Below are 26,657 nucleotides of genomic sequence, written 5' to 3' on the forward strand. Positions count from 1 at the left end.
CGTTCTGAGGGCGACCGGGTGACTCGTGCGTTGCTGTGCAGGCACCGCCGGCAGCGACTCAGTCGCTCGTCCGGTACTGGTGGTGGCGGCTTGCGGGGGTGAGAATCACTATCTAGACTTCAGTAGCAATCGTCGACAACGCAGCAACGTTGGAGCTGCCAGTATGGACACTTCTGAAGGTTCAACGGACGCTTCATTGAAGCATCCGCAGATCACGCGCTTCTACCCTTCCTACTCCCTTACCCCGAGACGGAACGACCCATCGCGGCCAGACGCCGATGACGACGACCTCGAAGAGCCCGCCCCCCCAGACCGTGACACCAGCGTCGGCCCCCAACCCGGCGACGACGACGACATTGAACACGACGACGACGACATTGAACACGACGACGAACCCGCTCCCCAAGAGCACGACACCAATTTCAGCCGCCAGCCCGGCGACGACACACCGGGTGACGCGGGTTTCGACGTCACAATGCCGCGAAAAAAGAACTAACTAAAACCGCGCGACCACTTTCGCGCGGTCAAACAGAACGGCGTCCTGGACGCACAACTACCCTCCACGGAGGCACTGATGAAGAAAACGTGCCTAGCCATTCTGCTTCTCCTGTCGGCAGCAGCAGCCTTGGTGGGCTCTCCGCTCGCTCGATCGGATACTGGCGCGATGACGAGCGCTGACCCAGCGAAGGCCGACGAAGCCTTCCAGCAAGCGCAAAACCGGCAATCGCAACAGGCGGACGCCCACCGTGCGCCGAGGGCGCCTCAACAGCGGCAGGACGGTCTAACGTCGCCCCCGTCCATCCGACCAGCGGACCCGGGTTTCGAACCGAGCCAACACATTGGACGCCAACCTGGAGAAGACCGGCCAGCCGACACCGGTTTCGACCTAGCGCACCCGACAAGATAGCCATGACGTAAGCGTTGAGACCAAAGGAGCTACCCAATGGGCGCTGAGCTGGTAAAGATGGCCCTAAGCCTTGCGGCTGTGGCTGGCGTGCTGGTGCTGGTCTATCGGTCGCTGTATCACAAGAGGACGCCTGCCGCGACGCCCAGAATGCGGTTTCACCAGCTTCTACGTCCCTTCGTCCTGGTTTGTCTCATCGTTGCCGTGTGTGGCTTCTTAGCGTGGTGGCTCATCGCCACGAGCAGCGGGAATTTATCCCAAGCAGCGAAGAACGCTCTCGAGAGCGGAACGGTGGCGGTTACCCGGGGTAGCAATTCCCTCGCGATTGGGCGCCAACCTGGTGGCGACACACCGGCTGACACCGGCTTCGACGTCGCGAGCCCGTCGAAGAAAAACTAACTAGCTGTGCCAAAAAGACCATACCAACAAAGGGACATTCAATGTTTTCTGGACTATCGAAGCTTGCCGATAAGCCATTTGTTATGGGGTTTTTCTTGCCATCACTTCTCGGCCTGATGGCCTTTATTTTTGCAAATCGCGACCTTCCGCTGCTTTGTCGCTGGTTGGAGGCTGCCGAAGAGGGCGAGAAAGGCTTCGGGGATGTGGTGGTGGCGCTGTTCGTTATCTGGGCGGTCGCCGTGTTCCTGATGGCACTGAACGACCTGACATACCGCCTTCTGGAAGGATACGTTGGCCCCTTCAACAACAGGTTTTGCATACAGTGGCAAGTCCGTCGAAGCAGGAAGCTTCGAAAGCCATTTAACGACGCCCGCAGGCAACTTGATAGAACGGACATCAAGATAAGGAGGCTACGCAAACTGACCGATGGGGGGCCGCCGCGTAGGCGGCTCGCCAACGCGCTTCAGGAATGCTATTACCGAAGAGAGAAACTACGAGTTGAGTGCAACGATTTGCTTGAGAAATCCAACCGGCACTATTACGACTACGAGAATGAAGAGTTCATTTTAGGTACCAGCTTCGGGAACGTGATCCGCTGCTTTGAGATGTACCCGCATCAGATGTACAACGTTAGTTCGGTTGTCATGTGGCCGCGACTGGTTGACGTCATATCGAAAGACTACAAGGAAGTTCTCTCGGACGCGCGTGCGTCGGTTGACATGTTTCTTAGCCTCTATGTCGTTTCTCTCGTCATAGCAGCAACTGCAATCGGTCGAGGTATTGCCCGCTTTGTCGGCAACCACTACACCTGGGACCCCTCACTCACCCAGTTCACCATCACTATCGCTATCGCCTTCGCGGCTTCCTGGGCGTTTTATCTCCTGGCGACTCAGTCGGCCTTGACATGGTGGGGCGAGACATACAGGAGCGCTTACGACCTCTACCTCGGCGCCCTAACGAAGAAGCTGGGATTCCTGTTGCCGGATACGGAGGAGAATCAGAGGCGATTCTGGCAACTCTGGAGCCGGCAATTCCGTTACTACTACCCACAGGATTTTTCCGACTTTCAAAGAGCGACCACCGCGTCGCGTACCAAAAGTGAAGGTGGCGACACCGAAGGGTCGGACAAAGAAGGCGGTGAGAAAGAGAACGACGATGGGGATGATGACGAAGAGGAGACTGACGACGAGGATGAGGGCGGCCCAGGATAGCGCGTTCTCGAGTTGACCGATTGCAGCAATGAACCGCTTCAGTCTCATGCCCGCCCACCGCCTAGCCACGCACTCCAGTCGACGCGAAGGAACCGGCCCTGCCCCGAGCTTCAGCATACGCGCAGTCGCTACAGACGACTTGACCAGTGGGACCGACGTTCCAGCCCGGCAAAATCACGCCTCACCGTCATCCGGTTTCGCGGCCCGACTGCCTCGCGCACCACGCACGAGCTTCGAGGGTATCTCACGATCCACACGGCGACCATGGCAAGCCCGGCCGCCGGGACAATCTGAGCCTCACGGTCACGGACGATTGCGCTGACAACGCCACCGGCGCTCCGCGAGCGCGCATGCCTGGCAGCGATTGGATCAGTCGAAACGGTTGGAGCACTCGACTGGGTCGCGCTCGCGTTGGCCTGCGCCGCAAAGGGACCGATGTACGGCAGGTCCTCTTCGCAAGAACGTGAAGCGTCCGCAAATGGCGACTCTTGAGTTGCGCGCTCCAGATAGTCCATTACCCACTCTTGTCGAGATTGAACAGAGCGCCAAATGGGAACGGTACACCGGAACTTCAGCCATTGGGCATTCGCGCATCGGCGCACAGAAAATACTCGCCCAGGAAGACGCGTACCACAAAGTGTTCGGGGAAACCTCGGGAAAAACCTTGTGGGACCGTGGGCGTGGTGGTCGCACAGAGTGTGCGGGAGAAGTGGGTCGCCGGCCGCTGAGCCAGTCGTCGTGCGGTACAGCGCGGCTCCCGCACACTTTGTTGTGCGCGGATACCTGGAAGCCAACTTTTCGGCTAATATACTGTATGGACGTACAGTACTCGTCACCCTATACAGGTCGATCGTCATGGCTGCCCTAGCGAAAAACGTGGAGAGTATTCATCCGGCCCTTTGGCTCGGGTCCCAGCTCGCGCGCGGCACCGACAAGATCGTGGACACCGGCTACGCGGCCCTCTCCGCCGAGCTTCCGGGGGGAGGCTGGCCGCTGAGCGCGCTCGTCGAACTGCTGGTACAGCAGCCGGGCGTCGGGGAGTTCCGGCTCCTGCAGCCGGCTCTGCAACAGGTAGCGAAGCGGCCTGTCGCCCTTATCCAGCCGCCGCACACGCCTAACGCACAGGCGCTTGCGTACCTCGGCCTGCCAGTCGACAAGGTGCTGCGCATACGGGCGCCGAAGACCGCCGATGCGTTGTGGAGCGCAGAGCAGATTTTGCGCACTGGCAGTTGTGGCGCGCTGCTCCTATGGCAGCAACACATCCGTTCGGACGCGCTGCGGCGTCTGCACCTGGCGGCCCAATCTTCGGACGTGCTCTTTTTGTTAATGCGGCCCTTGGCATGCGCCGCCGACGCCTCACCCGCGACATTACGGCTAGGCCTGCGACCTGCGGCGGGAGGCCTAGTCATCGACGTCATCAAACGCCGCGGCCCCACAAAAGACGAATCCCTATCCGTCACCCTTCAACCCTCACCGATCTTGCTTAGCCCGTATGGCCGTATTCGTCGCCATTCACCTGCCCCGACTGTCGCTCGAGGCGTTCCGTCCGCGGTGGTCGCGTGAGGCGGAGTATGGCTGCGTCGTCCTCGAACGGGACAAGGTCCTCATCGCCGATGCCCGGGCGCGTGACGCTGGTGTCGGCCTGGGGATGAAGCGCGGCGGCGTGCTTACGCTCGCGCCGAACGCGCTGCTCTACGACAGGGATACGTTGAAGGAATCGGACCTGCTACACGCGATCGCTTTCGCACTGCTGCAGTTCTCCCCAATGGTCACGCTCTGCGAGGAAGAGACGGTGCTCGTTGACGTGTCCGCCAGCTTGCGCCTCTTCGGCGGAATCCGCCGCATCTGCCACCAGATGCGGGCGACCGTCCGCACGCTCGGCGTTTCCGGGTTCATGTGCGTGGCGCCGACCGGACAGGGCGCCTGGCTGCTGGCCAGGCGTCGACACAAGCGCGTTCTCAAGATGTCGTCACTCGAGCGAAACCTCGACGTGCTTGCCTTCACCGCCGTCCCCGAGGTTCGCAGGTTCGCCGACTGGCTACAGGGACTCGGCTGCAATGATTTAAGTGATATCCGGCGCCTTCCGCGCGCCGGCCTGAAAAAGAGATGTGGTGCAGGCATGCTGGATTCAATGGACAGGGCCTATGGCCTCTCGCCCGAACTGTATGAGTGGCTGGAGCTCCCGCCTACCTTCCATGCTCGCGTCGAGCTACCCGACCGCGTCGAGCACGCCGAGGCCATTCTCTTCGCTGCGCGCCGTCTCATCGCGCAGATGTGCGGGTGGCTGAGCGCACAGCAGCTGGCGCTTACACAGGCGACGCTCATCCTTGAGCACGAACGCGGACGGGAGGCGATCGAGCCCACAACGCTGGAGGTCGCGCTCGCCGAGCCAACATGGAAGGAAGATCACCTCGTGCGCCTGCTCAAGGAACGCCTCGGGCGCCTCGAGCTGGTCGCCGCGGTCCTTGCCGTGAGTCTCGAGGCGACCAAGGTGCAAGCCGCTGAGCCACCAAGCGACTCCCTTTTTCCTGAGCCAGGAGGCACGCCCGAGGACCACAACCGCCTCCTGGAACTCCTCACTGCACGGCTCGGCGCCGAAAATGTCCTGCGCCCCGCGCTCACGGCCGACCACCGGCCTGAGCATGCGAATAGATGGGTGCCCGTGCACTCGGATGCAAAGTCGGCCGGTGCACCCGCCGATCTTCCGCGCCCGACGTGGCTCGTCGAACCGCCTGTGCGCCTGCTCATGAAGCAGCACCGTCCGTTCTACGGTAGCCCACTGCGCCTGGTCTCAACAGCCGAGCGCATCGAGGCCGGATGGTTCGATGGCGGAAACGCCGCGCGCGATTACTTCGTTGCCGAGGCAGACGACAAGAGCTACTACTGGATCTTCCGGGAACGGCCGAGCGCAACGTCTGATGAGGTTGTGTGGTATCTGCACGGCCTATTTGGCTAACGGCCCGCACGCAACATGGACGCCACCTACTCCCAGATTCTGCCAGCGTACGCGGAGCTTTTCTGCTTCAGCAACTTCACGTTCCTGCGCGGGGCCTCGCGCGGCGAGGAACTGGTCAACCGCGCGGCAAAGCTCGGCTACGCAGGTCTTGCGATCACCGATGAGTGTTCGCTCGCGGGCATCGTGCGCGCACACGTCCAGGCGAAACAAGAAAATCTGCCGCTCGTCATCGGCTCGTTCTTCCGTCTCTCAAACCGGGACGGCAGCCCTGCATTCAGCCTGATACTGCTCGCACAGAACCGCGAGGGCTACGGCAACCTGTCAGAGCTGATCTCCCTCGCGCGCATGCGCGCGCCAAAAGGCAGCTACTTCCTTACCCCTGATGACATCGCGCGGCCCGAGAAAACTCACGCGCACCTGCGTGGCGTGCCCGAATGCCTTGCACTTCTGGTTCCCGATTTTCCGAGTAACGAAGATATCCTCGCCTCCCAGATCGAGTGGTTGCGCACGACCTTCCCGGAACGCGCGTGGGTTGCGCTGACACTGCATCAGCGCGCCATGGATGACATGCACCGAGGTGTCGTTGAGCACATTGCACAACGCTATGACGTGCCAGTTGTGGCAACCGGCAATGTGTTGATGCATGTGCGCTCGCGCAAGCCGCTGCAGGATACGATGACGGCCATCCGTGTCGGCAAGCCTGTCGCGGAATGCGGGTTCGAGCTTGCACCCAATGCCGAGCAGCACCTGCGCTCCCGCCTGCGCCTGGCGAACATCTATCCCGCACACACGCTCGAAGAAACGCTCAATGTGCTTGAACGGTGTACGTTCACACTCGACGAGTTGCGATACGAATATCCGGACGAACTCGTGCCCTCGGGTTATACGCACGAGTCGTATCTGCGCCAGGAGACGTATGTCGGCGCACGCCAGCGCTATCCGGATGGGATTCCACACAACGTGCAAGCGCAACTCGAGCACGAGTTGAAGCTCATCCGCGAGTTGAAATACGAACCCTACTTCCTGACGGTCTATGACATCGTGCGCTTCGCGCGCAGCCAGCAGATCCTATGTCAGGGACGCGGGTCCGCTGCCAACAGCGCGGTATGCTTTTGCCTTATGATAACTGAGGTAGATCCAGCTCGCGGCAACATGCTTTTCGAGCGCTTTCTCTCAAAAGAACGCGCGGAACCGCCAGATATCGATGTCGACTTCGAGCATCAGAGGCGAGAAGAAGTTATTCAGTATATTTATCGACGTTACGGACGCGAGCGCGCCGCGATCGCGGCTGCCGTGTCAACTTACCGACCGCGCGGCGCATTGCGCGAGACAGGTAAGGCACTTGGCATCGATCCCCAGATTGTCGAGCTCGTCGCGAAGAGCCACCACTGGTTCGACTCGTCGCGTGACCTGCTGGTACGCTTCGCCGAGGCAGGACTTGATCCAGAGAACCCGATGATTGCGGCGTGGGCGTCGCTCGCCGGTCAGATACTGAATTTCCCGCGGCATCTCTCGCAGCACTCCGGCGGCTTCGTCATCAGTCGGGGAAAGCTCACACGGCTTGTGCCGGTCGAAAATGCGGCGATGGATGGCCGCAGCGCGATTCAATGGGACAAGGATGATCTGGAAGCCCTGGGACTCCTGAAGGTCGATATTCTCGCGCTTGGCATGCTGTCCGCCATCCGATGCACGCTCGACATCGTGTCGGAGCAGCGCGGCGAACGCTTCGAGATGCAGGACATTCCGCCAGAAGACCCCGCGACGTACGAGATGATTTCGCGAGCGGACACGGTCGGCGTGTTCCAGATTGAATCGCGGGCGCAGATGAGCATGTTGCCGAGGCTGAAGCCCCGCACGTTCTACGACCTCGTCATCGAGGTGGCGCTGGTGCGCCCAGGTCCGATACAAGGCGGCGCAGTACATCCGTACCTGCGCCGCAGGCAAGGCCTCGAGCCGGTCACCTACCCCAGCGAGGCGCTCGAAACTGCGCTCGGGCGCACGCTTGGCGTGCCCATCTTCCAGGAGCAGGTGATGCAGGTGGCCATCCTCGCTGCGGGCTTTTCGGCGGGTGAAGCCGATCAGCTGCGCCGTGCTATGGCTGCCTGGAAGCGAAAGGGTGGGCTGGAGAAGTACTACGATCGACTCGTCAACGGCATGACCGAGCGCGGTTACGAGCGCGAGTTCGCCGACGGCATCTTCGAGCAGATCAAGGGGTTTGGGGACTACGGCTTTCCGGAAAGCCATGCGGCGAGTTTCGCATTGCTCGTGTACGTGAGCAGTTGGCTAAAGCGCCACGAGCCGGAGGCCTTCCTCGCGGCGATGCTGAACTCGCAACCGATGGGTTTCTATTCCCCCTCCCAGCTGGTGCAGGATGCCCGCCGCCATCGCGTGCGCGTCGAGCCGATCGACGTCACGATAAGCGGCTGGGACTCAGTACTCGAGCACGATGTGCGGTATCAGCGGCCCGTCGTGCGCCTAGGTCTCTCGTTGCTGCGGGGAATGCGCGACGGAGCGGCGGAGCGCATCGAGACTGCTCGGGCGGTCCGGCCGTTTGCGAGCGTCAGCGATCTTGCCCGGCGTGCACTTCTAGACCGGCATGACCTACAGGTGCTCGCCAGCGCCAACGCACTCGTGTCGCTCGCCGGCAATCGTCGGGAGGCACTCTGGCAATCAGTCGCGGCGGTCCCCGACAAGGACCTGCTGGCAGGCGCGCGCATTGACGATGAAACACCCGATCTCGGCGCGCCGTCTGAGGTCGACGACATGGTGCAGGACTACCGCTCGACTGGTCTCACACTTGGGCGTCACCCGCTCGCGATGCTGCGCCCCATCCTCGCCGAACATCGGCTCATCCCCGCGGCAACGCTCAACGGCTATCGCAACGGCAGGCTCGCGCGCGGGTGCGGACTGGTGACGGGCCGCCAGCGGCCTGGCACCGCGTCGGGGGTGATGTTCGTGACGCTCGAAGATGAGACCGGGCCGCTGAACGTGATCGTATGGCCCAGCGTGGTTGAGAGACAACGAAAGGAGGCTCTTGGTGCGAGCCTCCTTGCTGTCTACGGCACCTGGCAGCGCGAAGGCGACGTGCGTCACCTGATTGCCCAGCGCCTGGTCGACATGTCACACCTGCTCGGCGACCTCGTTACCGAGAGTCGCGATTTTCACTGACCTGGATGGTCACGCGATCAGATACGCCGTGCGGTCCTTGGCACCTCGAATCCACAACGGAGCGAGGCCACGGCCGGACCACGTTGTGCCGCTCGCCGGATCACGATATTTCGGGGCGACAGTGTGCTTCGTGCGCTCTTCCGGTTTCTTCGCGCTGGCTTTGACTGCCGTGCTCACCGCGCTGCTATCCGATGCGCCGGCTTCAATCAGAAAGCGGTCGAAGTTGCGCTTGCCCATCCACGCCGGACGGCGGCCCCGCCCACTCCACGTCGCGCCGGTCTTAGGATTTCTGTATTTCGCAATCGGCGCGCCACTGCTCGTTGCACCCTTCTTGGCAACGGATGCACCACGGCCCTTTTTCGAGAGCGCGCCTTCAATTTGCTCGAGTGTTACATCATGCTTGATCATCAGATCGCGAATCTTTGCGAGCGCCAAATGTTTCGATTGATCCTCGAGTTCAGCGGCCTGCCCCTGAAGTTTCTGGATACGCGCCTGAATTGCTTCCAAAGTCGCCATTTTGTTTCACTCCTCCTTTGTACCGGTCAAGGTTTCTGATGCTGAGGATGATACCAAAGGCACATTACTACTATCTGGAGAGTACCGGCGAATACTGGGCCTATTTCGTTCTTCTTCTCGTATTCACTAGATGTTTGACCGGCACCCGAATTGTCGCGCGTCACCTTTCACAGTTTGCGTGGCGAATTCTTCTCGACGCATATTTTTCGACACAGCCTCCATCAGGATTCCGAATCTCTCGTCGCGCACGGCGAACTCCCGGAACGCTACGCAGTTAATCTGGGCAGAATGCCTTCGCTGTTTAATCACGCTCGCCGCGTTTTACACGCCGCTTACCGCCGTGGTCACGCAAGGAGGCCGCGCGCAGCAGTATATTTGGCTGAAAGCGGGTCTTACGCAATTGTCCAAAGTTAGCCAAATAGCTTCCCGCTCCCCGGTCAGCCTCTCGTGAACTTAGCCGCGGGCGCGTCACGCCGCTCGCCGAACGCCTCGGGAGATCCTCCCGACGATCCCGGGAACGCCTCGCCGCCACCAGCACCGCTCAGGCGACCGCGCTCCGCCGGGAGGCTTTCAGCGACCTCCGCCCGCGGTGTGGCTGCGCTCGATTCGCGACAAGCGACAGTCGAACGCTTGCCTCGGCACAGCGGAACTGTTAAATTTCGGGCTCGCGGCCAGCCCAGGCCGTTCGCCGCCGGACGGGATCCAATCCTGATGCGCAGAAGTCGGTGTGTACCGACGGGAACTGAAGTACCCCATGACATGCTTGCAGCCAACTGCGCAGGTGCGTCTTTCTCATCGCGAGGTCTGCTGGTAATCCGGCGCCCCCAGGCTAGCGAGAGAGGAAGAAGCACGCGCTTTTGTCTGGAGCTTCACATGCCGATCAAGGCACATCCCGCAGTTTCTGACTCCCCGGCCGATACCCGTAAGTTTCGCCCCACGTCCAAGGCCGAATACGGTTTGTATGCGCAAAGCCTCGCCAGGCTCACAGGACTGCCTCTTCAGTCCGCTCAGGGCGCGCTTTGCCGCATCTACGGCTACTCCACACGGGGCGAATTGAACGCCACTCTGGCCAAGTCCGGCACGGCGGGGCCATTCGAGAACGAACGCGCCCCCCTGACGTTCCGTCCTGGCCACATTTCCCCCAGGTTCGAGCGAGCGGTCGCGAGCGCGCGGGCAATCGTCGTCGAGCACCTGAATGCGATCGGACGTGCTGCGCCGCCATGGCGCCTCGACCTGATTGCGCACCTCGGCCTTTTCACGACCCCTGATGTCCATCGACGGTGCGTGGCGCGTGTGAAGGAAGTCCTGCGCGCGATTGAGGAACTGGGCTACGACCCAGATGTCGCGTTGCCACTAGTGGGCTATCAGTGCGCTTGGTCGCTCGAGGAGCGCGAACTCAAGTCCTTCACGACGTACCGTGACCGACCCGTCGGCGCAGGTCTTCCGGAGTTTTTGCCTGCGCGTCAGCTTGAATCCCTGCGCGAGTATCACGTCGCCCGACTCGTTGAAGACCACGTCCAGCCTGTCGAGCCGCACCCGCTTGCAATCATCGGCGGCTGGGTGGACGATGGACCGGCTACCCCTTCCCAGTTCGAGCATCTGTTGCTGAGCGACCGACTTGCCACGTGGGTAAAGGAGATGGGCGCGACTTCCGTCCTCTATGACGTCTTCCCGATCTCCGACAACGACGACGACGCGGAGGACGCGAAGTTTGATGCCCTTGTGGCCGACGAGAATGTCAACTGGCCCGCGATCTGCCAGTTCATGCTGACACCCAATGAAGCCGTGCTCCAGGGAAATCAGGTGCTCCAGCAGGTCAATGACCCGATGGGTCTGGCCCGCTATCTGAGGGCGAACGCTGTGACGACGGAGGCCCGGCGCTATCTCGACAACGTAGCGAACACCCAGTTGGTGTTTCAGATCACACGAGCGCTGCCAGATAGGCACTCTAAAACGCTCGAGGCTGAGCATCTCGAGCTGTACGTGCATTTGAAGCCGTCTGCTTCCATCTCGCACGACGCCAGGCAGTCTCAAGCGACTTTCTGGGAATTCGCCGCTACTGGTGTGATCGTCAGTCCGCGCAAGCGTTCCATGCGCCCCATCGCACTTTTGCAGGGGGTGTTCATCGTCCCTTTCGACGACCACGGGCACGAGGCCCGTCCGTGGGAGATCAGAGCCGGGATGGAAGAGCATTCGCCCTGGCTTGCGTCGTTGGCAGACGGCGTAGACGACGCTTTCAATAGCCTTGTCGTCGCGCGCGAAGGGCACTCACCGGGTAGCACGAGTGCAGCAGATTTCGGCATCCTCATTCCGACGCTGGAACTTGCCTCGGGCCTTCCCGAACAGGAGGTTGCCGCCCTGTTTCTGACGATGCTGCAGGAGGCGTTGCGAGGCGCTCATGAAAGCTGCTGGCCGGGTGCCTACTCCGCCAGCTTGTCTCGACCAGCCGGCGATCTGAATCCGGTCTATCGCAACACGATGCTCGCCCCCGTCGGGATGCTGGTTCTCGAGGACCGGGGAACTGTCCGAGAGGAATGGTACGACGCGCTCGCAAAGCAGCTTTCGGTCGATACGTATTCATACCCTAGTCTTCACCCGGAAGACCGTCGGTACCTGATCAAGCACTACACCTCCCGCTAACAGCTTTGACGCTCAAGCAGCCGATGCTTGAGCGTCACGCGCGAGATACGTTACTGAAGGCTTCCTGAATCGTGCGCCTCAGCCGTAGACCGAATTAAGAGTGACACCGTTGCGACAATAATTGTGTCACCGGGCGCCTGACCTGATGCCAACCGCGTGGCACCGAGACGCGACAGCGGCAAACAGGTGCCGCTACCTGCAAACTTCCGGTGTCGACCCACAAGCGTCATGTGAGGAAACGGATCGAAGGCCGTTTGTCGATCTCGTTGCGGACAATCGTGACATCGACCGGTGGCGTCGCCCGGTGACAAAGTGGCCAGCCTCAGCGCGCAGGCTTCGTCGAACAATTGGTGCTAGTCTGTTGCCGCTGCAACGCAGACGCGGCGCAAACCCTGGGGAAGAAAAATGATCGAGAGATTTTCCGGTGAGTCCGGAAAGCGACTACGTATTGAGGCCTTCCTCAATCAAAAGCTCGTCGGCGGCGACAATACGCTTGCAACGGAGCTGGCCGATATGGCCGAGTTGGTCGCGGTCAAGGCTGGCCAGTCCATCATCCAGCAAGACGCCACGGATAACGACTTGTATTTCATCATCGTTGGCACTTTCGATATTACGGTGAATGCAACCCGCGTGCAGCAGCGCGGTCCCGGTGATTCAGTCGGAGAAATGGCAGCCGTGGAGCCGATTCAGCGGCGTTCCGCGACTGTCAGCGCGGTCGAGGATTCACTTGTTGCCAAGATTACGGAAGCGCAGCTTTCCGAACTCGGCGCGCGTTTCCCCGACATTTGGCGACGTATGGCGAAAGCCCTCTCAAAGCGCTTGATGGAACGGAACCTCTTCGTGAACGCCAAGCGCGAGAAAATTAGGGTCTTCGTGATCTCAAGCGCCGAAGCCATCCCGGTCGCGCGGCTGCTCCAGGACCAATTCGCCCGCGATCCGTTCCTGACGGTGCCGTGGAACCAAGGCGTTTTCAAGGTGGCCTCGTACACCCTTGAGGACATTGAACGAGAGCTGGATCAATGCGATTTCGCGGTAGCGATTGCACACGGCGATGACAGCACGACGAGCCGGGGCGCGGAATGGCCGGCCCCCCGCGATAACGTCATCTTCGAGCTTGGCATGTTCATGGGCCGGCTGGGCCGGAAACGGGCCATCTTGATGGAACCGCGCGGGGAAGGTGTCAAGCTGCCAAGCGACATGGCCGGGATCACTACCATACCGTATGTCTACGATCCCAAGGCTGATACTGAAGCGAAGTTCGGCCCTGCTTGCAATGCCCTGCGTACCCACATTCTGAGCTTCGGCCCGATCGCATAAAACCATGACGCTACTGGCAGACCTCGAAGCAGAAATCGGCAAAATCGTTCGTTCAGCTTGGTCCACGCGCAACGGCACGGTAGTTCCAGGCGACAATTCAGTGACCCTCGGCAATGACGGCGTGGAAATTGATGCGACCGTGCTGTATGCGGATCTTGCAGATTCCACCGACATGGTGAATTACTACAAGTCGCAGTTTTCGGCGGAGGTTTATAAGGCTTTTCTGCATTGCTGCGCGAAAATCATCCGCTCAGAAGGCGGCGAAATCACCGCGTATGACGGCGATCGCATCATGGCGGTCTACATAGGTGATTCAAAGAACACGAGCGCAGTACGGACATCAATGAAAATCGCTTGGGCCGTCCGCAACATTGTCCAGAGCGCCTTTAACGGCTTCTACACAAGCACGCCATTCGAGCTGAAGCACGTCTGCGGCATCGACACCAGCAAGCTCTTTGTTGCGAAAACCGGCGTGCGGGGCGCGAACGATCTGGTGTGGGTGGGCCGGGCCGCGAACTATGCCGCCAAACTGTCGGCCATGCCCTCCAGCCATTCCAAGTACATCACCGAAGCCATTTACAGCAACATGAACGATTCCGTGAAGTTCAGCAACGGCACGAATATGTGGGAGGCATGCGGAGATCTGAAGGGCACTAAGATCTACCGTTCCACTTGGTGGTGGCAAACCCTAGGCTAACGTGAGAAAGGGCCTGGCGGGTAGGCCTCGAGTATTCGCGGCGTGCGGAGATGTGGCGAGAACAGCGAAGGCCGCGCACGTCCAGCTCATCCGCTCTACCAAGACACACTGTCATACTTGTTACGCACCAACGCTACAGCCGAAGGTGCGTCGGCTATCCCTTCGGAAGCAGCCACTCTACGCAATGTCGAGGGCGGCCGGTGGTGGCCGACGGACTAGCGCCTGACGTATCGCCAGAGAACGGCCATTCGCGTCGGCCAGCATGAGGCGACCCTGCCACAAAAGCGGGGCCCTGTCGCTAACACGTATTTGCGATATAGCTACGTTTTTCAACAAAACTGCGCTCGAGCTGATCAAGCTGCCGCAATTCCGGCCGGCCGAACTACGATGCGAAGTGTCAGATTTATTGCGGACTCACGCGAAGTGACGTCTTTATTGCGATCCGAGTGGAAGCAAATCTGTCACTTCGGCGTCGAGATGCCCCGCCACGTTGGGGACGCCCTAGTGACAAACTTATTGCGGCCTACGTTAGCAATCGCCCCCTCGCAGACGAGCACGCGTTGCGCATCCCTACCGCGAGGTTCATGGACGCCAGCGCACCACAACGGGCTGGTGTCGCCCACAAGGCGGCACCCCAAACGCAGAAGATTCGATATCGCACGCCCCACATGGACCTATCGCGTGGGCGGCTTGCGAGAGAATCCGACTCACCGTGAACGCTCCGCGTCTCGCAGATATTCGATGGTGGATTCGTTGGCAGGGGATCAAGCGGCCAGCATCGTCCCACGGCATTGTCCGCTGCCACACCGGCAGACGTAGTCAAGACGTGACGCATCACCGGCGTCATTGTCGAGGGCGAGGTCGTAGGAGATAAAAAGCTCCTCGCCAGCTTGAATGTCCCGCAAAACGTAGATGAATACTCGCCCGGCCTCTTCGAAGGCCTGGCAATTGGCCTCACACGCGTGGTTTAGCCATCGCGCACTGTTACCTCGGTTACCGCCGTCGATCACGCGGCCGTTCGATAGGCCAAAGAAGAACGTATGCCCTGGCGCGCCACTACGCTCCCAGTCGCGCGTCGCGGCGCGCCAGGACTTCACAGTCCCTTTGTATTCGATCAGGCGCTCGCCCTCACGAAGGGGCGCGAGTGCAAAGAGGCCTTTGCCGTGAACCGAAGACCGCCGGGTGATGATTCTACGCATGGGGTGAACGTGGGGAATTGATTCTTCGATCTTACAGCGCAACTGTGCCACGACAAAATGCTACGGCCCGCCTCCTCAGTGCTTCGAGGTCGAAGGGGGACCTGCCGCCCGGCCGCGATCGATGTACGTCGATCGCGTTGGCTGCCGAGCGATCTTGGCGCGAAACCGGTGTAGAATGACTTCAGCCGTTGGATCGGCACGACGATTTGAGCCGTACCGCGCGTTCACAGCGCATCTGCAATAACCCCGACACGTCTCGTTGAGCGTTTGCTCTCATCTGGGCACTCGGGTTCTCCGCTGCCCTCTCCTTTTTTAAGCCCTCGGGCAACAGGAGAGAGTCATGAATCAGCAATCCAATAAGCAGTTTCGCGCGCCTGTCATTGCAGGCCAGTTCTTCCCCTACAGAGTCACTGTCAAGGCAGTCGACGCGTGCTTTCCGCAACCGTTCGAGGCGTCCGGCCTGATGTACGAAAACGGGCTTGTCCTGGTCGACTACCCATTCGTCAAGCCAGGCCAGACCAAGGACGAAGCCGAAGTGGATGCGAAGGCGCGCGGCGCCTCGTCCCAGATCGACCTCACCTCTGTCGTGTTGCCCAACGGGAATGAATTGCCATGGGGAGACGAGTGCGGCGAAGCGGAGCGTGCGCCGGCTCTAGCCGCACGCGTAAAGGCTGCAATTGCCGCATATGGCGACGCGGAGTTTGCGTGTGGGGAGTACGACTCAGCCCACGACACCGAAGAGGACTGGGATGTCCTCCACGCGGAATGCAAACAAGCGGAAGCCAACTTGCAGCGCCTCCTCGGCCTTGATGAGAACGTGATCGATGCGGGGGTGATAAAAGTCGCGGTCCTCTGCGACAACGCGCAGGGCGAGAGAGAACTGCGAACGTACGCTATGCGCCATGACAACGTGGACGGAGCCGAAGGCGAGCATTATGAAGTCGCCTTGGCGTGTGCCGTCGATGAAGGCTACGGCGGCACCATGGTCGCGTTCGACGAACATGATCCGGCTGCGCGCCACCTGTTCGCGACCGCGGCGTGGTTCGGTTCTGCGCGCGCATAGCGTTGCAGGCGTCGAAGCCACTTTCTTTAATGTACGTTGCCAGGGAACCTGCTCACGCAGATTTTCTTCTCAAACTGGTGCCCTCCGGGGCCCGTTTGGGTGAGCCCTTTCGGGGTTCACTCAAGCGTCACAGCTCTTCAGATTTTTCACGCCTCTAAAGGCAAAAAGGAGAGCAAATGAGCCAGGAAATCATGACGACGGCTACGTGCCCCGCTCAGCGCTGGAAGTACGGTCGGCAGTACTGGCGCACGTACATCGATCGCGACGAGGGATTTCGCAAGGCTGACTATGCGGTCGACATCATCACCGATCGCGAGGCAAGGAAGTTCGTGGTCGACAACCACTACTCCCACAGCTATCCAGCCGCGGTGGAGCGGGTTGGGTTCTTCAAGGGGACCGAACTGGTTGGTGTCGCCGTGTTCTCAGTACCTATGAATAACGCGGCCATCCCGAAGTACTCGGGTCTCACCGCTAATGAAGGTCTCGAGCTCGGAAGGTTCCTCTTGGTGGACACCGTGCCATACTGTGGCGAGTCGAGTCTTTCCCAGTCAGCGTTCAAGCTGTTGAGGCAGGTAAGACCTTCCGTAAAAGCTGTGATCGCATACGCGGATCCGATGCCTCGCACGACTGAACACGGTGAAACCGTAATGCCTGGTCACCTGGGTACTGCCTACACGGCCGCCAACGCGCGCTATGTAGGACGCTCAGCGGCACGCACGCTGCATTTGACACGCGACGGCATCGTGCTCAGCCCCCGCTCGATTTCAAAGATCCGCCTCCAGGAGCAGGGAGCGGACGGCGCAGAGAGAAACCTTGTGAGGCTCGGTGCTCCTTCGCGCGCGTTCGGAGAGGATCCAGCCGAATGGGTTGCGCGAGTGTTGGCAAGCAACATTTTCATCCGCGTACGTCACCCCGGCAATCATACCTTCTGCTGGGCACTGGGGCGCCCGAACGAGAAACGCCGACTTGAAAAGTCATTCGCCCCGGCGAAGCCCTACCCAAAGCAACTGGACCCGGTTCAACATGGACTGGAGCTCCTCGTGACCAGGTGACACCATTCTCATAGTTTTGCGACATGCCCTGCCATCCTTCCCGGATGGCGGGTCTTTGTCGTTGGTTGTGGTACGCTTCGATCAGCCGTTAGATCGGCATAAGACCTCCACCCCGGCCACGCGCCGCCCCAGCCTCCAGACGGAAGCGCTTCGCAAGCTTCCTAAACCGCGAACACTGAGGTGAGTCCCGCTCACCCGAGTGTTATTCGCTCGCACCTTTTCAATCACCGCTACGCGGTAGAAAGGGCCAACCAATGAACAGCAAGATCAACGGCAAGAAGCGAGTGTTCGTACTGGGTGCTCTTGATCCGGAAATGCGCGCGATCGAGGCGTTGCTAAGCGAGCAGGGGGAGCATTTCGTGGCCGCGACGTTTGACGGCAAACGGACCATCCCAAGTACGGCATACCGCGCTAATGGCGTTTCGAAGCCATTGCCGAAAGAGACTACCTCGATCATCTTCATCGAGTGCAATGTGTTTGGGCTAGCGTACAACGACCTGATCGATCACCATCAGCCGGGAGACCCGGGGTACGACATGCCTGCCGCGCGGTACATGGAAGGCTCCTCCCTTGGACAGCTGCTCACCATGCTCCAGTTGGAGCCGACGGCCGAGCAGCGCATCGTGTGTGCCGCGGACCATTGTCTGACTCAGGCCTACGCGAACCAATGCCCCGATGTCTCGCCGCTCGAGCTTGCGGCGTGGCGCGCGGACACGCGTGCTGCGTTTCAGGGGATCTCTATTGAGGCGTTCGAGCAGCGGGTGGCTGAGGCACATCGGCGCCTGCTGGCGGCTGAGACAGTCGACGTCGCGGGTACCTCCATTGCCTGGGTGGGAAACTGCGATCAGGAATACGGCGAGGCCGGTGCCCGGTACGGTATCCCGTTCATGGGCAGTATGGCCGTGGGCAAAAGAACGAACGTTATGATGTTCGGCGCTTCGCCTGACGTCGTGTCCGCATGGATGCGCGACTGCGGCCTACAGGACGTGTATGGTGCTCCGGCACGCGGCTATGCCGGCGGCTATGTAAACCCTCCCCTTTGAAACGTTGCTGGCCCCGCCTCTGAGAGGGGCGAGAACAGCGGCCCGGAGTCTTCCGGCAAGCGTCGTGCTACCTGATGGCACACGCTTGCCCGAGGCCACACCTCTCCAATTGATCAACGCGCTTCACAGCGCAAATGGAGAGAACCAATGAACCTGCAACAGAAGAAGCGATCTCGGTCCGTCAATTCGTATAAGGACCCAGATGCGGCAATCATCGAACTCGCCGCGAACATGCCCGGCGAGCGCGCGGGCCTGCTAGACGTCGCAAAGCAATCTGTTGACGCGCTCAATGCAGCGGTGCTCGCCTCTGATGTGGGCGCGGCCAATGTCGCAGTAGATCACTATGAAGCTGCGGCATGGAAGCTGAACAACGGAACGTTCTTCGGATACAAGCAACCTTCAAACCCGGAGGCAGGCGGGATCCTCGCAGAAAATCATTGCAGAGCCACACCGGGCGCTTCGCCGATGTGGGGCCAGTGCGGAGAATTTCTAATAGAGGTCTCGGGCATCACCGCAGTGGTTGAAGTGGAGGACGGTATTTCCCGCTTCTCGACCTGCTTCATCTTCCAGGCGGTCGATCCGGACGGGCCGTTTATTAGCGAGACCGGCTACCGGAGCAAATTCGAGCGCTTTGATTTCGGGCGCTCCGTCGAGGAAGCTGCTATCGCAACGTTCACCACCATCCTCACCGAGGGTGGACGGAAGATGCTTCTCCCTGAGGCGCGCGAGAGCACTATGACTGAGCACGCTCCCTGGCTTGATGCTTCGCTGGCGTCTGTCAGCAGAAGTGCAGTGTTCAAGGAGCCAGGCGGGCAATTCGCTTTTGGCTTTTGATTGAAATATCCTGGCGCGCGCGTTGTCTTCGACAACCGTGCGCCAGCACTCCTCCGTTCGGAGCTTTGTAAGTACCCTTCGGGAAGGCTGTGATGAGACCAGATCTCATCAGAGCTTTCAGTGCTCGCTCCTTTTCAACACCGCCGAAGCGGTACAAAGGAGCAACCGTGAACAGCAACAGTGAAGGGTCGCAGCCGAACGCAACGGGCCCAAGGGAGGAAGCCGTCGGGCCCCACGTGACTCAGCCGAATTTCGGAAAGATGATCGGAAGCCGGGCCGCCCCATCGTAAGCAAGAGGGTCAGGAGTAGTGCTGGCTGGACCGCCCCTTGACCCACCACTCCTCATTTGGGGATGGTGGGTCGCTCTGGGTGACGGGCCTGTCGCCGACTGCCCCGGCGCGCCACGCCGTCAAACTGATCGTGGTATCCTCCTCATAGCCGTTCGATCGGCATCACTCACCGTCATCATTCGCCGCTTGGCGAACCGCAACGCCCCTGTCACCTTCCGTCCAGCGCTCTCGATGCGCTCGCCAGAGGTTGCCTGCTCTCCGACTTACCTAAGCCCACCCGGGCAAGAATGGAGAGAATCTATGAATCGCAATATCAACGAAAAACCGTCCTTTCCTGAAAGTGTCTCTTACTATCTCAATCAAGGTCGGGGCGCCCTCGTGGTAGGTGGAATTGCGGGAACGGTCGTAAGTGCTCTTTCGCTCGCGTTCCATTTCCCGGGGTGGTAATCGGGACAAGGGTTATCGGGCCGGTCATACAGCCCGATTGACCCTCCCTCATACCTACGGCGGGACTCCCCATTCGGGGCCAAGCCGCATGTAATTGTCAACGCGCAACAAGGCCCGCCCACCGCTCACCTCGTACGGAGGAATGGTGACGGGCCTCTCAATCCGAGGTCAAGCGCACTTCCGAGACCGCGCGCAAGCCCTCCACGGCCTGCCACTCGGCAACACTCGAAACACTGAAGAACAAGAAGACAGTTTGCTCAAGCAAATCGACTAGGCGTAAACCCTACCCCACCTGTCGCTGTTGAAATACCTGCGAACCGATCAGCATGTCCAACTCTCGCTGACGTCCAGCGATCCACAGTGCCCAATGTCCTGGATGGGGAGCCCTTCGAGAGCGTCGGCTCCTGCTACCACATTCGACCTCGGCGCCCATTCATTGACTAGCGAACTCCACCTCATCCCATCCGATTTCCTGTTAGCGCTCGCTGAGCACTAATACGAGAGCCCCCTTATTAACCGCCCACTTTGGGCAATACAAGGGAATCCTTATGAATGCGCAAATCATTGCAGCACAGAAAATCGGCCTGGCTGTTCTTGAGACGATCGACGATACGGGCGAACAGGGGGCACCCTCTGGCGTGCTTTATGCCGCACTGCAGGCGAAAGGCGCGAGTCTTTCGCAATATCAGAGCTTGATGGAGCCACTGGTGCGCCGGAAATTCCTCGAATTGCAGCACGACGTCTATACGATGACTGATTCCGGTCGAACTTTCATGGGCAAACTTCGCGCTCAGCTGAACGCGCTCGACGGCAAGTGTGGCGCAAAAGCTGCGGTCGCTACCTAGCCCTGCGAGCGACGCCAGTCTGTCTCCCAGGAGGCCCACCAACACTCTGAGCAAACAGTCCTTATCAACCGAAAGCAGGCCCGTCGACCGCCGAAGGCGGTCGGCGGGCTCCTTCGCTTTGGCCTCTCTGCTTTAGACCATGCATACGCGGGTCACTACCCGCCTCATCCTCTGCGCCTTACGCGGTGGGAAATGGTACGGGACGCTGTCTTCTTCCCGCACTATTCTTTAGGGGTATCCGTATTTCGCGGTTGAAATGAGTCAGATTTGGCCCCACTCGATCAACTGCGCCAGTGTTGATATGTCTACACCGTAATTTTTCGGCTCGTGTGTTGATGGCGTCCGCTCTCGCGGTGCCCTCGGGGGCTTATCGACCACCTGCAGGTCTGCCAGGCCCGTGCCCGCTGCGTCGTCCGGCACGCCATGTCTCAACATATCCTCAACCTCGCGCGGCCTGACTCGCCTCTCGAACTTGGGTCGGCTGTTCGTGTTCTTGAACGCGCCCTCGGCGAACAGGATCGTCGCGCGCAGCGCCTCGAAGCTGTAGCCGCGCCCGAGCCGGTTCATCACGCGGATCAGGTTGTTGAGCGACTCCGTGTAGGCTTTGGTGATGGGGTGATCGAAGTAGGCCAGAATCTCCGACATCCAGTTCTGGCATGCCTTGGTCAGCCGCTCGAAATGACCGTCGTAGACCGTAATAAAAGTGACACCGTTGCGACGATAATTGTGTCACCACGCACGGGGCACCCGACCCCGTTGCCAACCGGATGGCGCTGAGGAGCGGCCGCAGCAAACACCGCGGCCGCCGGCTACGAACTACCGGCGTCGACCCGAAGCGGTCAGTTAAGCGTGCGTAATCAGCACACAACCGCCCGCGCCCAAAATCGCAGCACCTAACCCCACTTGAAAATGCCAGCGATCATCGCCGCAGGGAATGCGCTCACAACGAGCGTTTCAGCAATATCGAAGATGCGACGCTGATGGATGGAATTGTTCATTATCGTTTTCCGATCAATTCAGTTCAGGGTGCGTTGGTGTCTCACGGTTCAGGCTCACGATGATGCGCTTCCCCGAGTTGGTTTCAACGAACACCAACCGGTCACGCGGGAGCCAGAGCGAGTCATCGTTGAACGTGGGCTTACCTGCCTCGCTGACGTGTATTGCTACGTGCAATATGCCGGGTCGGTCGGGGCTTTGGTGAAGGAGATCAAAGGCTACCTTCACGCCGCTCACATCAACCGCCTGCTGCGGTGGAGCTTCATTGCTTTTCAGTTCGACGGGGCGTTCCTGACCGTCAATTCTGACCGTGAGACTGTAGGTGCGAGCCTCCTTAGCCTCGGCAACCATCTTCTGGCATCCGACGACGCGAGCATCGTCCACTTTGTCACAAAGCACGTCAGCGACCGAGTACGGTGGCGCAAGCGGCTTTGAACCGCCGTAGAGTGCGTCAGCAGCCTTTTTCTCGCCCGCCGTAGCAGCTTGTGCAATTGCTGCCAGAAGCACGGCGAGCAGTGTGATTTTCTTCATGCCTACCTTTTCTTTTTCCGTTCTCTCAGTTCCCGTCGCCGGGTTCGTAGCTGCGGCATCGACGCGTTGTTGCGCAGCGTTCGTCCTCGAGGCCAAGCTCTTTTCGCTTCGCCTCGCGCAGATGCACTTCACCGCGCGTGCCGTTCCCAAACGGTAATTCCATCACACGCCGCTTGCTGCACGTCCCGCACTGACCCAAGTGCGCCTTGATGAACCCGGCGTAGCCTTCGGGTAGCACCGGACTCAGCAGATACTTGACGGTGGCGTGGTAGCCGTTGCGCACGATGCTTTCCGTTGTCAGTTGCTACGCCGTGCGGGCAGATATTTGCCCTCGATGGCGCGCTCCAAAAAGACGACGCCGACCACAACCACGATAGCTGCCGGTACACCGATCCACCACGACAAGCCAGCGTCTCGGCACCCCCACAAGATGGCTAGAGCGGCAAAACCCCCGGCCAGTGACAGCAGCAATATCCATCCGGGCAGACGGCCCGCGTCGTTATCTTGGCTCATGTTTTCCTACCAAAGTACCGGGCGTGCCATTTCGTATGCGTGGGCCGTAGCCATCCCTCGCATATCTTCGGCAAGCTCCAGGCATCGCTATTCGTCGGTGAGAACCTTCCCATCTGGCGCGTTGCGACAACCCCAAAACACGCCTGCGCTCAGCGTATCAATCTGCTTGCTCGCCATTGCGCTTTTCGTCACCGCGAACGCGGGTAGCGCTCCGACCAACAGGCCGATAACGGCACCGCGCACGAATGTCTTATCGACCTTCAAGCTGTGACCCCTGTTTTCCGTCCTATCTATCTATCTATCTATCTTTCGCTCGTTCGATCGCGTCCAACGCGTAGGTCCACGCGGCTTTATGCTCGTGGTACACCAAGTAGCTCAGTGTCCAAAACACGTGTCCTTCAGGCTGGATCATCCCAAGCTCTATGTCCCCTTCGGGCGGCACGATCACGCCGTCCTCGCGCAAGAGCAACACCCCGTAGCGATCTTCCCATATCGATCCAGGAATGTCCGCAGGCACAAGTGCTCGCCTAGACAGTGCCTGGTGCCGCCGATATTCCGCCTCGGTGAGTCCAACTACGGTTTCTTGATACGTTCCGGCGTGGATCGTGAAGGCTTTGACATTTGATCGTTCGGCGCACATGTTTTCCGTTGTAACTACGAGTTCTCTGGCGCGCTTTGCACCCGTCCGGTGAGCGCCTGCCACTGCCGTTCGTTGCGCCCGTTCGCCCAACCTTGCCACCACATCGCAGCCTTGAACGGCTGCTGGCTCCGGTCGTACTGGCAGTTCGGATGAATCTCGCCGCTTAGGGCGGACTCGCGCCCTTCGGCAAATTCCACTTCTCCCGTGTCGCGGTCAACAGATTCATGGTCGGACAAAATATCGAAGCTCTGCGGGCTATATCGCTCAAGAACACCCGCCCAATATTGGAGAGTGGGTAGATGCGCGTAGCCAGTTCGAACCGGGCAATTGATCCTGTCAACCAACACGTTGCGAAAATAATCAGCGAGTGCGGCCTTCGGCCAATCATTCGTCATGCGCGTAAGGTTATTTCGTCGCAATGCGATGATCTGCGCAACAAGATCTGGTCGATAGTCACTCAAGAAACGGATAACATCATGGTCCGCATTCGCGACACGCTCGCTTTGCTGTGCTAGTTCCAAAAGTACGGCGACGACCGAATACGGGTCAAATGGGTTGAAGTTGCTCTTGACCCCGCGCACCTCTGCCCCCTGACTCGCCCCACGACCAAATCGAGTTGCGAGCCACTTCAGAGCGGGAGCAAACGTGTCGTAGCGTAGTTGCTCTCGGGCTTCGTTTTCTCGAATTCGCTGTACGAGTTCGTCCCGCGATGCCTGCGTAAGCCACACCTCAAGATCGCTTTGTTCGTCCACTTCGCAATCAATGTTGCCGTCATCCATCGTGTTTTCCCGTTTTCCTCGGTCAATGGACGTGCACCGCAATTTCTTCCTTCACGGCTGCGAGCGCGTCTTGAGCTTGAACCAACTCGCGCTGTCGAGCGGCAAGGTCCTCGACAGTGACTGCATGAGAGCCGCCATCCAGCTTACGCTGAATGCTCGCGACAACCGCTTTCAGGCACTCTACGTCGTGCTCACAATCGAGCTTGCGCTGATGTAGTTCGTTTAGTTTCATCTGGCTTGTTTTCCTATACCTTCGACGCGCCGCAAGCGCGGTAGTTAGTAGCGTCAAAGTCGTGCTTCGATACCTCACCTCGCCGTCGCGAAAATGCTGCTCGATTGTGCCGCCCACACCGATAATTGTTCATAGTTTTCCGGTGGTTAGTCTTTGGCTTTCGCGGGCGGCATGTTCCGGGTGGACCACTTCGACCAGCGTTCAGCGAGTGACCCCTTGCCTTTCTGGATCGACATGGCATCGCAAGCTCGGTACGCGCCGAGGCCGAAACCAAAGACGCCGACACCCATAAAGCCGTAAGTCATCCAATCAGACCAGGCCTCGCCGCACAGCACCGCGCCGAGTTGCGGAACGAAATACCCGATTCCGATGAGGCTCAACGGCATCAAAATAAGACCGTTCCTGAATCGACTCACCATGCTTTCGTTCTCCTATTTTCCTGAGTTGCCCACGCATAGAGCGTGAGCGTTTTCCGATCAGACCGGGTTACGCAGCGACGACGCCAAATCGGAATCGCCCATGAGTTCGAGCATTCGCGCGTAATCATCCCTGTGCGCTTCGTGGGCTGCTTCGCCGTGCGCGACTAGCGGCTTGTACACCAGCGTCGCCCATGCCATCAGCACGCCTTTGGCACGATTCTCGAAAGCCTCACGCTCGCGTCTGTTCTTGGTCGCCTTGGCCTGCGCCATGAACACGCCGACCTGAAGTTCGACGTGTCGAGTCAACTCGCTATAACCGAAACTGATATTGTTCAGTGACATCTCGTTTTCCGTTTCAGTTTCGATGCCGAACCAGAGTCCAACCGTTGGCCGCATCCAACAAAAGATCGTTCGCATACGCGCCCGCCTCGGGCGTAAGCAACTACACGCGAATGTGGCCGGGTTGCGGACTCCGCAATTTGCACTCAATCGTGTCCGCTATGCGGGCGAACTTAGTCAGGTCCATTGCGATTCTGGGCAAGCGTTGCTCACGGGTCTCAGACCGCATCAGCGGAAGCGTGTGCCTCCGTCAGGGCCACCTTGTTACGTCCGCGGCGCTTGGCGTCATAGAGCGCGGTATCAGCTTGTCCGATGACTGCTTCAAGCATTTGTCCAGGCGTCGCGCCCGACACCCCGATCGAAAGCGTCACGCCGTGCAGCGGCATCGCTTCAACCGACGCCCGTATCCGCTCCGCGACGGCTGCAGCATCCTCTTCCTTCGTTCGGGGCAGCAGCACGACAAACTCGTCGCCGCCCCAACGACAAGAAAGGTCGCTCGGCCGGGTATGGCGCACAATCGCATGGCCAATCGCCTGTAGCACCCGGTCGCCTTCCGAGTGGCCCATAGTGTCGTTGACGTTCTTGAAATTGTCGCAATCGATGAGGAGCACTGCGTTGCGCCAACTGCTCCGAAATCGCTCATATTCGTCTTCGAACGGTGCACGTCGCAGCAGCCCGGTTAGCTTGTCGTTGCGAGCGCTCACTAGAAGAGATCTCGCCATTGTGTCGAGCGAATGCATCGAGAATGCGTTACAGGCGTTCTGATTCGCGATTTCAACAACCAGCTCATTCGCGTACGCCGCTGCCAGATCGATCGAGAGATTCTGACGCATCAAACCGTCGACGAATCCGGCGGAGAATGCGTCGCCAACACCAAGCAGCGTCTTCGCATCTTTCAGTATTGGCGCGTGCACCCGGATGCGCGAACCGTCCGGCCGGTAGATCGCGGCGCCCTGCCCACCGCGAGTCACGACTACGATAGTGTGCTGTTCCTGCGCGATCTCCGATGCGTCGGCGACATTCATCGATTCCATTAGCGCGTTGTTTTCAGAACCGTTCATGAAGACCGCTCTGAAGAGCGAAAGCGCGGGCTGGAGACGAAGCACCTTCGCCTCAGAGACTGCGAGCGCGAAAACCGGAACCCGCCTTGCTGCGGCAGCCCGCGCTATCTGAAGGATCGTCTCGGTACTCAGATTCGCCTCGAGAAAGACGTAGCCCACCCCTTCAAGGGCTTCAGCGATACGCGTTTCGGCAAAGACATGACGCTCGACCGGCATGTCGGACACGGCGCGGTCGAGGTCCCCGTCCGCCGTCAGGTGTGCAACGAACGCAGCGAGAGGCAAGTCCGCGCTTTCGTCGGCCATGACCTCAACGCCCGTGGACCGGATGTGCCCGCTGATCAAGGCTTCGAGGGGCCCGGTCCCCCACGCGGTGAGCAGCCGCACCTCTTGCTCGATATGGCGAAGATTGAAGGCAAGGTTACACGCCGTGCCACCTGTTTCGAGCGCCACATAGCCAGGTTGATCGACATGCGCAGAATCGACATGCGGCCGTCCGAGGATATCAAGGTGCGCAGAACCTACGACGAGTGCCTTCATGAGATTTTCGAACCGCTTTTGTAGTTGAG

General features: G+C 59.7%; 27 protein-coding genes. 15 read left to right on the forward strand and 12 right to left on the reverse strand.

Annotation, left to right across the window (positions count from 1 at the left end; genetic code table 11):
- Positions 1–163: 163 nt before the first annotated feature.
- From U5A52_RS15475 to U5A52_RS15500, 6 genes are all read left to right on the forward strand, one after another.
- Positions 164–496, forward strand: a complete 333-nt coding sequence (locus U5A52_RS15475; RefSeq protein WP_321935209.1) for a hypothetical protein — start codon at positions 164–166, stop codon at positions 494–496.
- Between the two features lie 447 nt (positions 497–943).
- Positions 944–1,303, forward strand: coding sequence for a hypothetical protein (locus U5A52_RS15480; RefSeq protein ID WP_321935210.1), 360 nt, complete (start codon positions 944–946; stop codon positions 1,301–1,303).
- A 41-nt stretch (positions 1,304–1,344) separates the two neighbouring features.
- Positions 1,345–2,514, forward strand: coding sequence for a hypothetical protein (locus tag U5A52_RS15485; RefSeq protein WP_321935211.1), 1,170 nt, complete (start codon positions 1,345–1,347; stop codon positions 2,512–2,514).
- Positions 2,515–3,369: 855 nt separating this feature from the next.
- Entirely contained in the window at positions 3,370–4,077 is a 708-nt protein-coding gene (gene imuA / locus U5A52_RS15490; protein WP_321935212.1) for a translesion DNA synthesis-associated protein ImuA, read from the forward strand.
- On the forward strand, positions 4,007–5,470 hold the full coding sequence (locus U5A52_RS15495; protein WP_321935213.1) for a DNA polymerase Y family protein: 1,464 nt from the start codon (positions 4,007–4,009) through the stop codon (positions 5,468–5,470). Before imuA ends, U5A52_RS15495 begins: the two co-directional genes overlap by 71 nt.
- Before the next feature lie 15 nt (positions 5,471–5,485).
- Positions 5,486–8,638 carry an error-prone DNA polymerase gene (locus U5A52_RS15500; protein WP_321935214.1) on the forward strand — a complete coding sequence of 1,051 codons (3,153 nt, stop codon included), beginning with the start codon at positions 5,486–5,488 and terminating at the stop codon, positions 8,636–8,638.
- Positions 8,639–8,647: 9 nt separating this feature from the next.
- Here the strand turns inward: U5A52_RS15500 and U5A52_RS15505 are convergent, their stop codons facing one another.
- Positions 8,648–9,154, reverse strand: a complete 507-nt coding sequence (locus tag U5A52_RS15505) for an H-NS histone family protein (protein ID WP_321935215.1) — start codon at positions 9,152–9,154, stop codon at positions 8,648–8,650.
- 873 nt (positions 9,155–10,027) lie between these two features.
- Here U5A52_RS15505 and U5A52_RS15510 point away from each other — a divergent pair.
- The 3 genes from U5A52_RS15510 (at position 10,028) to U5A52_RS15520 (ending at position 13,808) form a co-directional block, all read left to right on the forward strand.
- Positions 10,028–11,794: a hypothetical protein gene (locus U5A52_RS15510; protein ID WP_321935216.1), complete on the forward strand. Its 1,767-nt coding sequence runs from the start codon at positions 10,028–10,030 to the stop codon at positions 11,792–11,794.
- A 405-nt stretch (positions 11,795–12,199) separates the two neighbouring features.
- Positions 12,200–13,111, forward strand: a complete 912-nt coding sequence (gene pycTIR / locus U5A52_RS15515) for a Pycsar phage resistance system effector protein PycTIR (protein WP_321935217.1) — start codon at positions 12,200–12,202, stop codon at positions 13,109–13,111.
- A gap of 4 nt (positions 13,112–13,115) precedes the next feature.
- Complete coding sequence (locus U5A52_RS15520; protein ID WP_321935218.1) at positions 13,116–13,808, forward strand: adenylate/guanylate cyclase domain-containing protein; 693 nt, start codon at positions 13,116–13,118, stop codon at positions 13,806–13,808.
- Between the two features lie 764 nt (positions 13,809–14,572).
- Here the strand turns inward: U5A52_RS15520 and U5A52_RS15525 are convergent.
- Complete coding sequence (locus U5A52_RS15525) at positions 14,573–15,007, reverse strand: SET domain-containing protein (protein ID WP_321935219.1); 435 nt, start codon at positions 15,005–15,007, stop codon at positions 14,573–14,575.
- A 340-nt stretch (positions 15,008–15,347) separates the two neighbouring features.
- On the opposite strand from U5A52_RS15525, the gene U5A52_RS15530 reads away from it, so the two are divergent.
- The 5 genes from U5A52_RS15530 (at position 15,348) to U5A52_RS15550 (ending at position 20,581) form a co-directional block, all read left to right on the forward strand.
- Positions 15,348–16,070 (forward strand): hypothetical protein, encoded by a 723-nt coding sequence (locus U5A52_RS15530; RefSeq protein ID WP_321935220.1) that lies wholly within the window; start codon positions 15,348–15,350, stop codon positions 16,068–16,070.
- 176 nt (positions 16,071–16,246) lie between these two features.
- Positions 16,247–17,122 (forward strand): hypothetical protein, encoded by an 876-nt coding sequence (locus tag U5A52_RS15535; protein ID WP_321935221.1) that lies wholly within the window; start codon positions 16,247–16,249, stop codon positions 17,120–17,122.
- 254 nt (positions 17,123–17,376) lie between these two features.
- Positions 17,377–18,165, forward strand: coding sequence for a hypothetical protein (locus tag U5A52_RS15540; RefSeq protein ID WP_321935222.1), 789 nt, complete (start codon positions 17,377–17,379; stop codon positions 18,163–18,165).
- 147 nt (positions 18,166–18,312) lie between these two features.
- The gene (locus U5A52_RS15545; RefSeq protein ID WP_321935223.1) at positions 18,313–18,999 is read left to right on the forward strand and encodes a hypothetical protein; all 687 of its coding nucleotides are present in this window, start codon (positions 18,313–18,315) and stop codon (positions 18,997–18,999) included.
- A gap of 1,285 nt (positions 19,000–20,284) precedes the next feature.
- Positions 20,285–20,581 carry a hypothetical protein gene (locus U5A52_RS15550; protein WP_321935224.1) on the forward strand — a complete coding sequence of 99 codons (297 nt, stop codon included), beginning with the start codon at positions 20,285–20,287 and terminating at the stop codon, positions 20,579–20,581.
- A gap of 261 nt (positions 20,582–20,842) precedes the next feature.
- Here the strand turns inward: U5A52_RS15550 and U5A52_RS15555 are convergent, their stop codons facing one another.
- The 7 genes from U5A52_RS15555 to U5A52_RS15585 form a co-directional block, all read right to left on the reverse strand.
- On the reverse strand, positions 20,843–21,280 hold the full coding sequence (locus tag U5A52_RS15555; RefSeq protein ID WP_415774015.1) for a transposase: 438 nt from the start codon (positions 21,278–21,280) through the stop codon (positions 20,843–20,845).
- Positions 21,281–21,592: 312 nt separating this feature from the next.
- Positions 21,593–22,108, reverse strand: a complete 516-nt coding sequence (locus U5A52_RS15560; protein WP_321935225.1) for a hypothetical protein — start codon at positions 22,106–22,108, stop codon at positions 21,593–21,595.
- A 25-nt stretch (positions 22,109–22,133) separates the two neighbouring features.
- Positions 22,134–22,391: a hypothetical protein gene (locus U5A52_RS15565; protein WP_321935226.1), complete on the reverse strand. Its 258-nt coding sequence runs from the start codon at positions 22,389–22,391 to the stop codon at positions 22,134–22,136.
- 14 nt (positions 22,392–22,405) lie between these two features.
- A complete protein-coding gene (locus U5A52_RS15570; protein WP_321935227.1) occupies positions 22,406–22,621 on the reverse strand; it encodes a hypothetical protein in 216 nt (71 codons plus the stop codon).
- A gap of 87 nt (positions 22,622–22,708) precedes the next feature.
- A complete protein-coding gene (locus U5A52_RS15575) occupies positions 22,709–22,885 on the reverse strand; it encodes a hypothetical protein (protein WP_321935228.1) in 177 nt (58 codons plus the stop codon).
- Between the two features lie 34 nt (positions 22,886–22,919).
- On the reverse strand, positions 22,920–23,261 hold the full coding sequence (locus U5A52_RS15580; protein ID WP_321935229.1) for a hypothetical protein: 342 nt from the start codon (positions 23,259–23,261) through the stop codon (positions 22,920–22,922).
- A 14-nt stretch (positions 23,262–23,275) separates the two neighbouring features.
- Entirely contained in the window at positions 23,276–24,040 is a 765-nt protein-coding gene (locus U5A52_RS15585) for a hypothetical protein (protein ID WP_321935230.1), read from the reverse strand.
- A gap of 70 nt (positions 24,041–24,110) precedes the next feature.
- Here U5A52_RS15585 and U5A52_RS15590 point away from each other — a divergent pair, with 70 nt between their 5' ends.
- Positions 24,111–24,257, forward strand: coding sequence for a hypothetical protein (locus U5A52_RS15590; protein WP_321935231.1), 147 nt, complete (start codon positions 24,111–24,113; stop codon positions 24,255–24,257).
- Between the two features lie 161 nt (positions 24,258–24,418).
- Here the strand turns inward: U5A52_RS15590 and U5A52_RS15595 are convergent, their stop codons facing one another.
- The 3 genes from U5A52_RS15595 to U5A52_RS15605 all read right to left on the reverse strand — a co-directional run bounded on the left by U5A52_RS15595 (position 24,419) and on the right by U5A52_RS15605 (position 26,628).
- Complete coding sequence (locus U5A52_RS15595; protein WP_321935232.1) at positions 24,419–24,691, reverse strand: hypothetical protein; 273 nt, start codon at positions 24,689–24,691, stop codon at positions 24,419–24,421.
- 57 nt (positions 24,692–24,748) lie between these two features.
- Positions 24,749–25,108: a hypothetical protein gene (locus U5A52_RS15600; RefSeq protein ID WP_321935233.1), complete on the reverse strand. Its 360-nt coding sequence runs from the start codon at positions 25,106–25,108 to the stop codon at positions 24,749–24,751.
- 140 nt (positions 25,109–25,248) lie between these two features.
- Positions 25,249–26,628, reverse strand: coding sequence for a sensor domain-containing diguanylate cyclase (locus tag U5A52_RS15605; RefSeq protein WP_321935234.1), 1,380 nt, complete (start codon positions 26,626–26,628; stop codon positions 25,249–25,251).
- Positions 26,629–26,657 lie beyond the last annotated feature (29 nt).

Source organism: Paraburkholderia sp. J8-2, assembly GCF_905220195.1.
Taxonomy (GTDB): domain Bacteria; phylum Pseudomonadota; class Gammaproteobacteria; order Burkholderiales; family Burkholderiaceae; genus Paraburkholderia.

What these genes read in the sequence shown, in the direction of transcription:
- U5A52_RS15545 (WP_321935223.1), top strand. Translation starts at nt 18,313, where the DNA reads ATGAACCTGCAACAGAAGAAGCGATCTCGGTCCGTCAATTCGTATAAG.
- U5A52_RS15605 (WP_321935234.1), bottom strand. Translation starts at nt 26,628, where the DNA reads ATGAAGGCACTCGTCGTAGGTTCTGCGCACCTTGATATCCTCGGACGG.
- U5A52_RS15475 (WP_321935209.1), top strand. Translation starts at nt 164, where the DNA reads ATGGACACTTCTGAAGGTTCAACGGACGCTTCATTGAAGCATCCGCAG.
- imuA (WP_321935212.1), top strand. Translation starts at nt 3,370, where the DNA reads ATGGCTGCCCTAGCGAAAAACGTGGAGAGTATTCATCCGGCCCTTTGG.
- U5A52_RS15500 (WP_321935214.1), top strand. Translation starts at nt 5,486, where the DNA reads ATGGACGCCACCTACTCCCAGATTCTGCCAGCGTACGCGGAGCTTTTC.
- U5A52_RS15530 (WP_321935220.1), top strand. Translation starts at nt 15,348, where the DNA reads ATGAATCAGCAATCCAATAAGCAGTTTCGCGCGCCTGTCATTGCAGGC.
- U5A52_RS15540 (WP_321935222.1), top strand. Translation starts at nt 17,377, where the DNA reads ATGAACAGCAAGATCAACGGCAAGAAGCGAGTGTTCGTACTGGGTGCT.
- U5A52_RS15485 (WP_321935211.1), top strand. Translation starts at nt 1,345, where the DNA reads ATGTTTTCTGGACTATCGAAGCTTGCCGATAAGCCATTTGTTATGGGG.
- U5A52_RS15580 (WP_321935229.1), bottom strand. Translation starts at nt 23,261, where the DNA reads ATGTGCGCCGAACGATCAAATGTCAAAGCCTTCACGATCCACGCCGGA.
- U5A52_RS15495 (WP_321935213.1), top strand. Translation starts at nt 4,007, where the DNA reads ATGGCCGTATTCGTCGCCATTCACCTGCCCCGACTGTCGCTCGAGGCG.
- U5A52_RS15525 (WP_321935219.1), bottom strand. Translation starts at nt 15,007, where the DNA reads ATGCGTAGAATCATCACCCGGCGGTCTTCGGTTCACGGCAAAGGCCTC.
- U5A52_RS15480 (WP_321935210.1), top strand. Translation starts at nt 944, where the DNA reads ATGGGCGCTGAGCTGGTAAAGATGGCCCTAAGCCTTGCGGCTGTGGCT.
- U5A52_RS15520 (WP_321935218.1), top strand. Translation starts at nt 13,116, where the DNA reads ATGACGCTACTGGCAGACCTCGAAGCAGAAATCGGCAAAATCGTTCGT.
- U5A52_RS15505 (WP_321935215.1), bottom strand. Translation starts at nt 9,154, where the DNA reads ATGGCGACTTTGGAAGCAATTCAGGCGCGTATCCAGAAACTTCAGGGG.
- pycTIR (WP_321935217.1), top strand. Translation starts at nt 12,200, where the DNA reads ATGATCGAGAGATTTTCCGGTGAGTCCGGAAAGCGACTACGTATTGAG.
- U5A52_RS15510 (WP_321935216.1), top strand. Translation starts at nt 10,028, where the DNA reads ATGCCGATCAAGGCACATCCCGCAGTTTCTGACTCCCCGGCCGATACC.
- U5A52_RS15570 (WP_321935227.1), bottom strand. Translation starts at nt 22,621, where the DNA reads ATGAGCCAAGATAACGACGCGGGCCGTCTGCCCGGATGGATATTGCTG.
- U5A52_RS15535 (WP_321935221.1), top strand. Translation starts at nt 16,247, where the DNA reads ATGAGCCAGGAAATCATGACGACGGCTACGTGCCCCGCTCAGCGCTGG.
- U5A52_RS15595 (WP_321935232.1), bottom strand. Translation starts at nt 24,691, where the DNA reads ATGGTGAGTCGATTCAGGAACGGTCTTATTTTGATGCCGTTGAGCCTC.
- U5A52_RS15560 (WP_321935225.1), bottom strand. Translation starts at nt 22,108, where the DNA reads ATGAAGAAAATCACACTGCTCGCCGTGCTTCTGGCAGCAATTGCACAA.
- U5A52_RS15550 (WP_321935224.1), top strand. Translation starts at nt 20,285, where the DNA reads ATGAATGCGCAAATCATTGCAGCACAGAAAATCGGCCTGGCTGTTCTT.
- U5A52_RS15585 (WP_321935230.1), bottom strand. Translation starts at nt 24,040, where the DNA reads ATGGATGACGGCAACATTGATTGCGAAGTGGACGAACAAAGCGATCTT.
- U5A52_RS15600 (WP_321935233.1), bottom strand. Translation starts at nt 25,108, where the DNA reads ATGCGAACGATCTTTTGTTGGATGCGGCCAACGGTTGGACTCTGGTTC.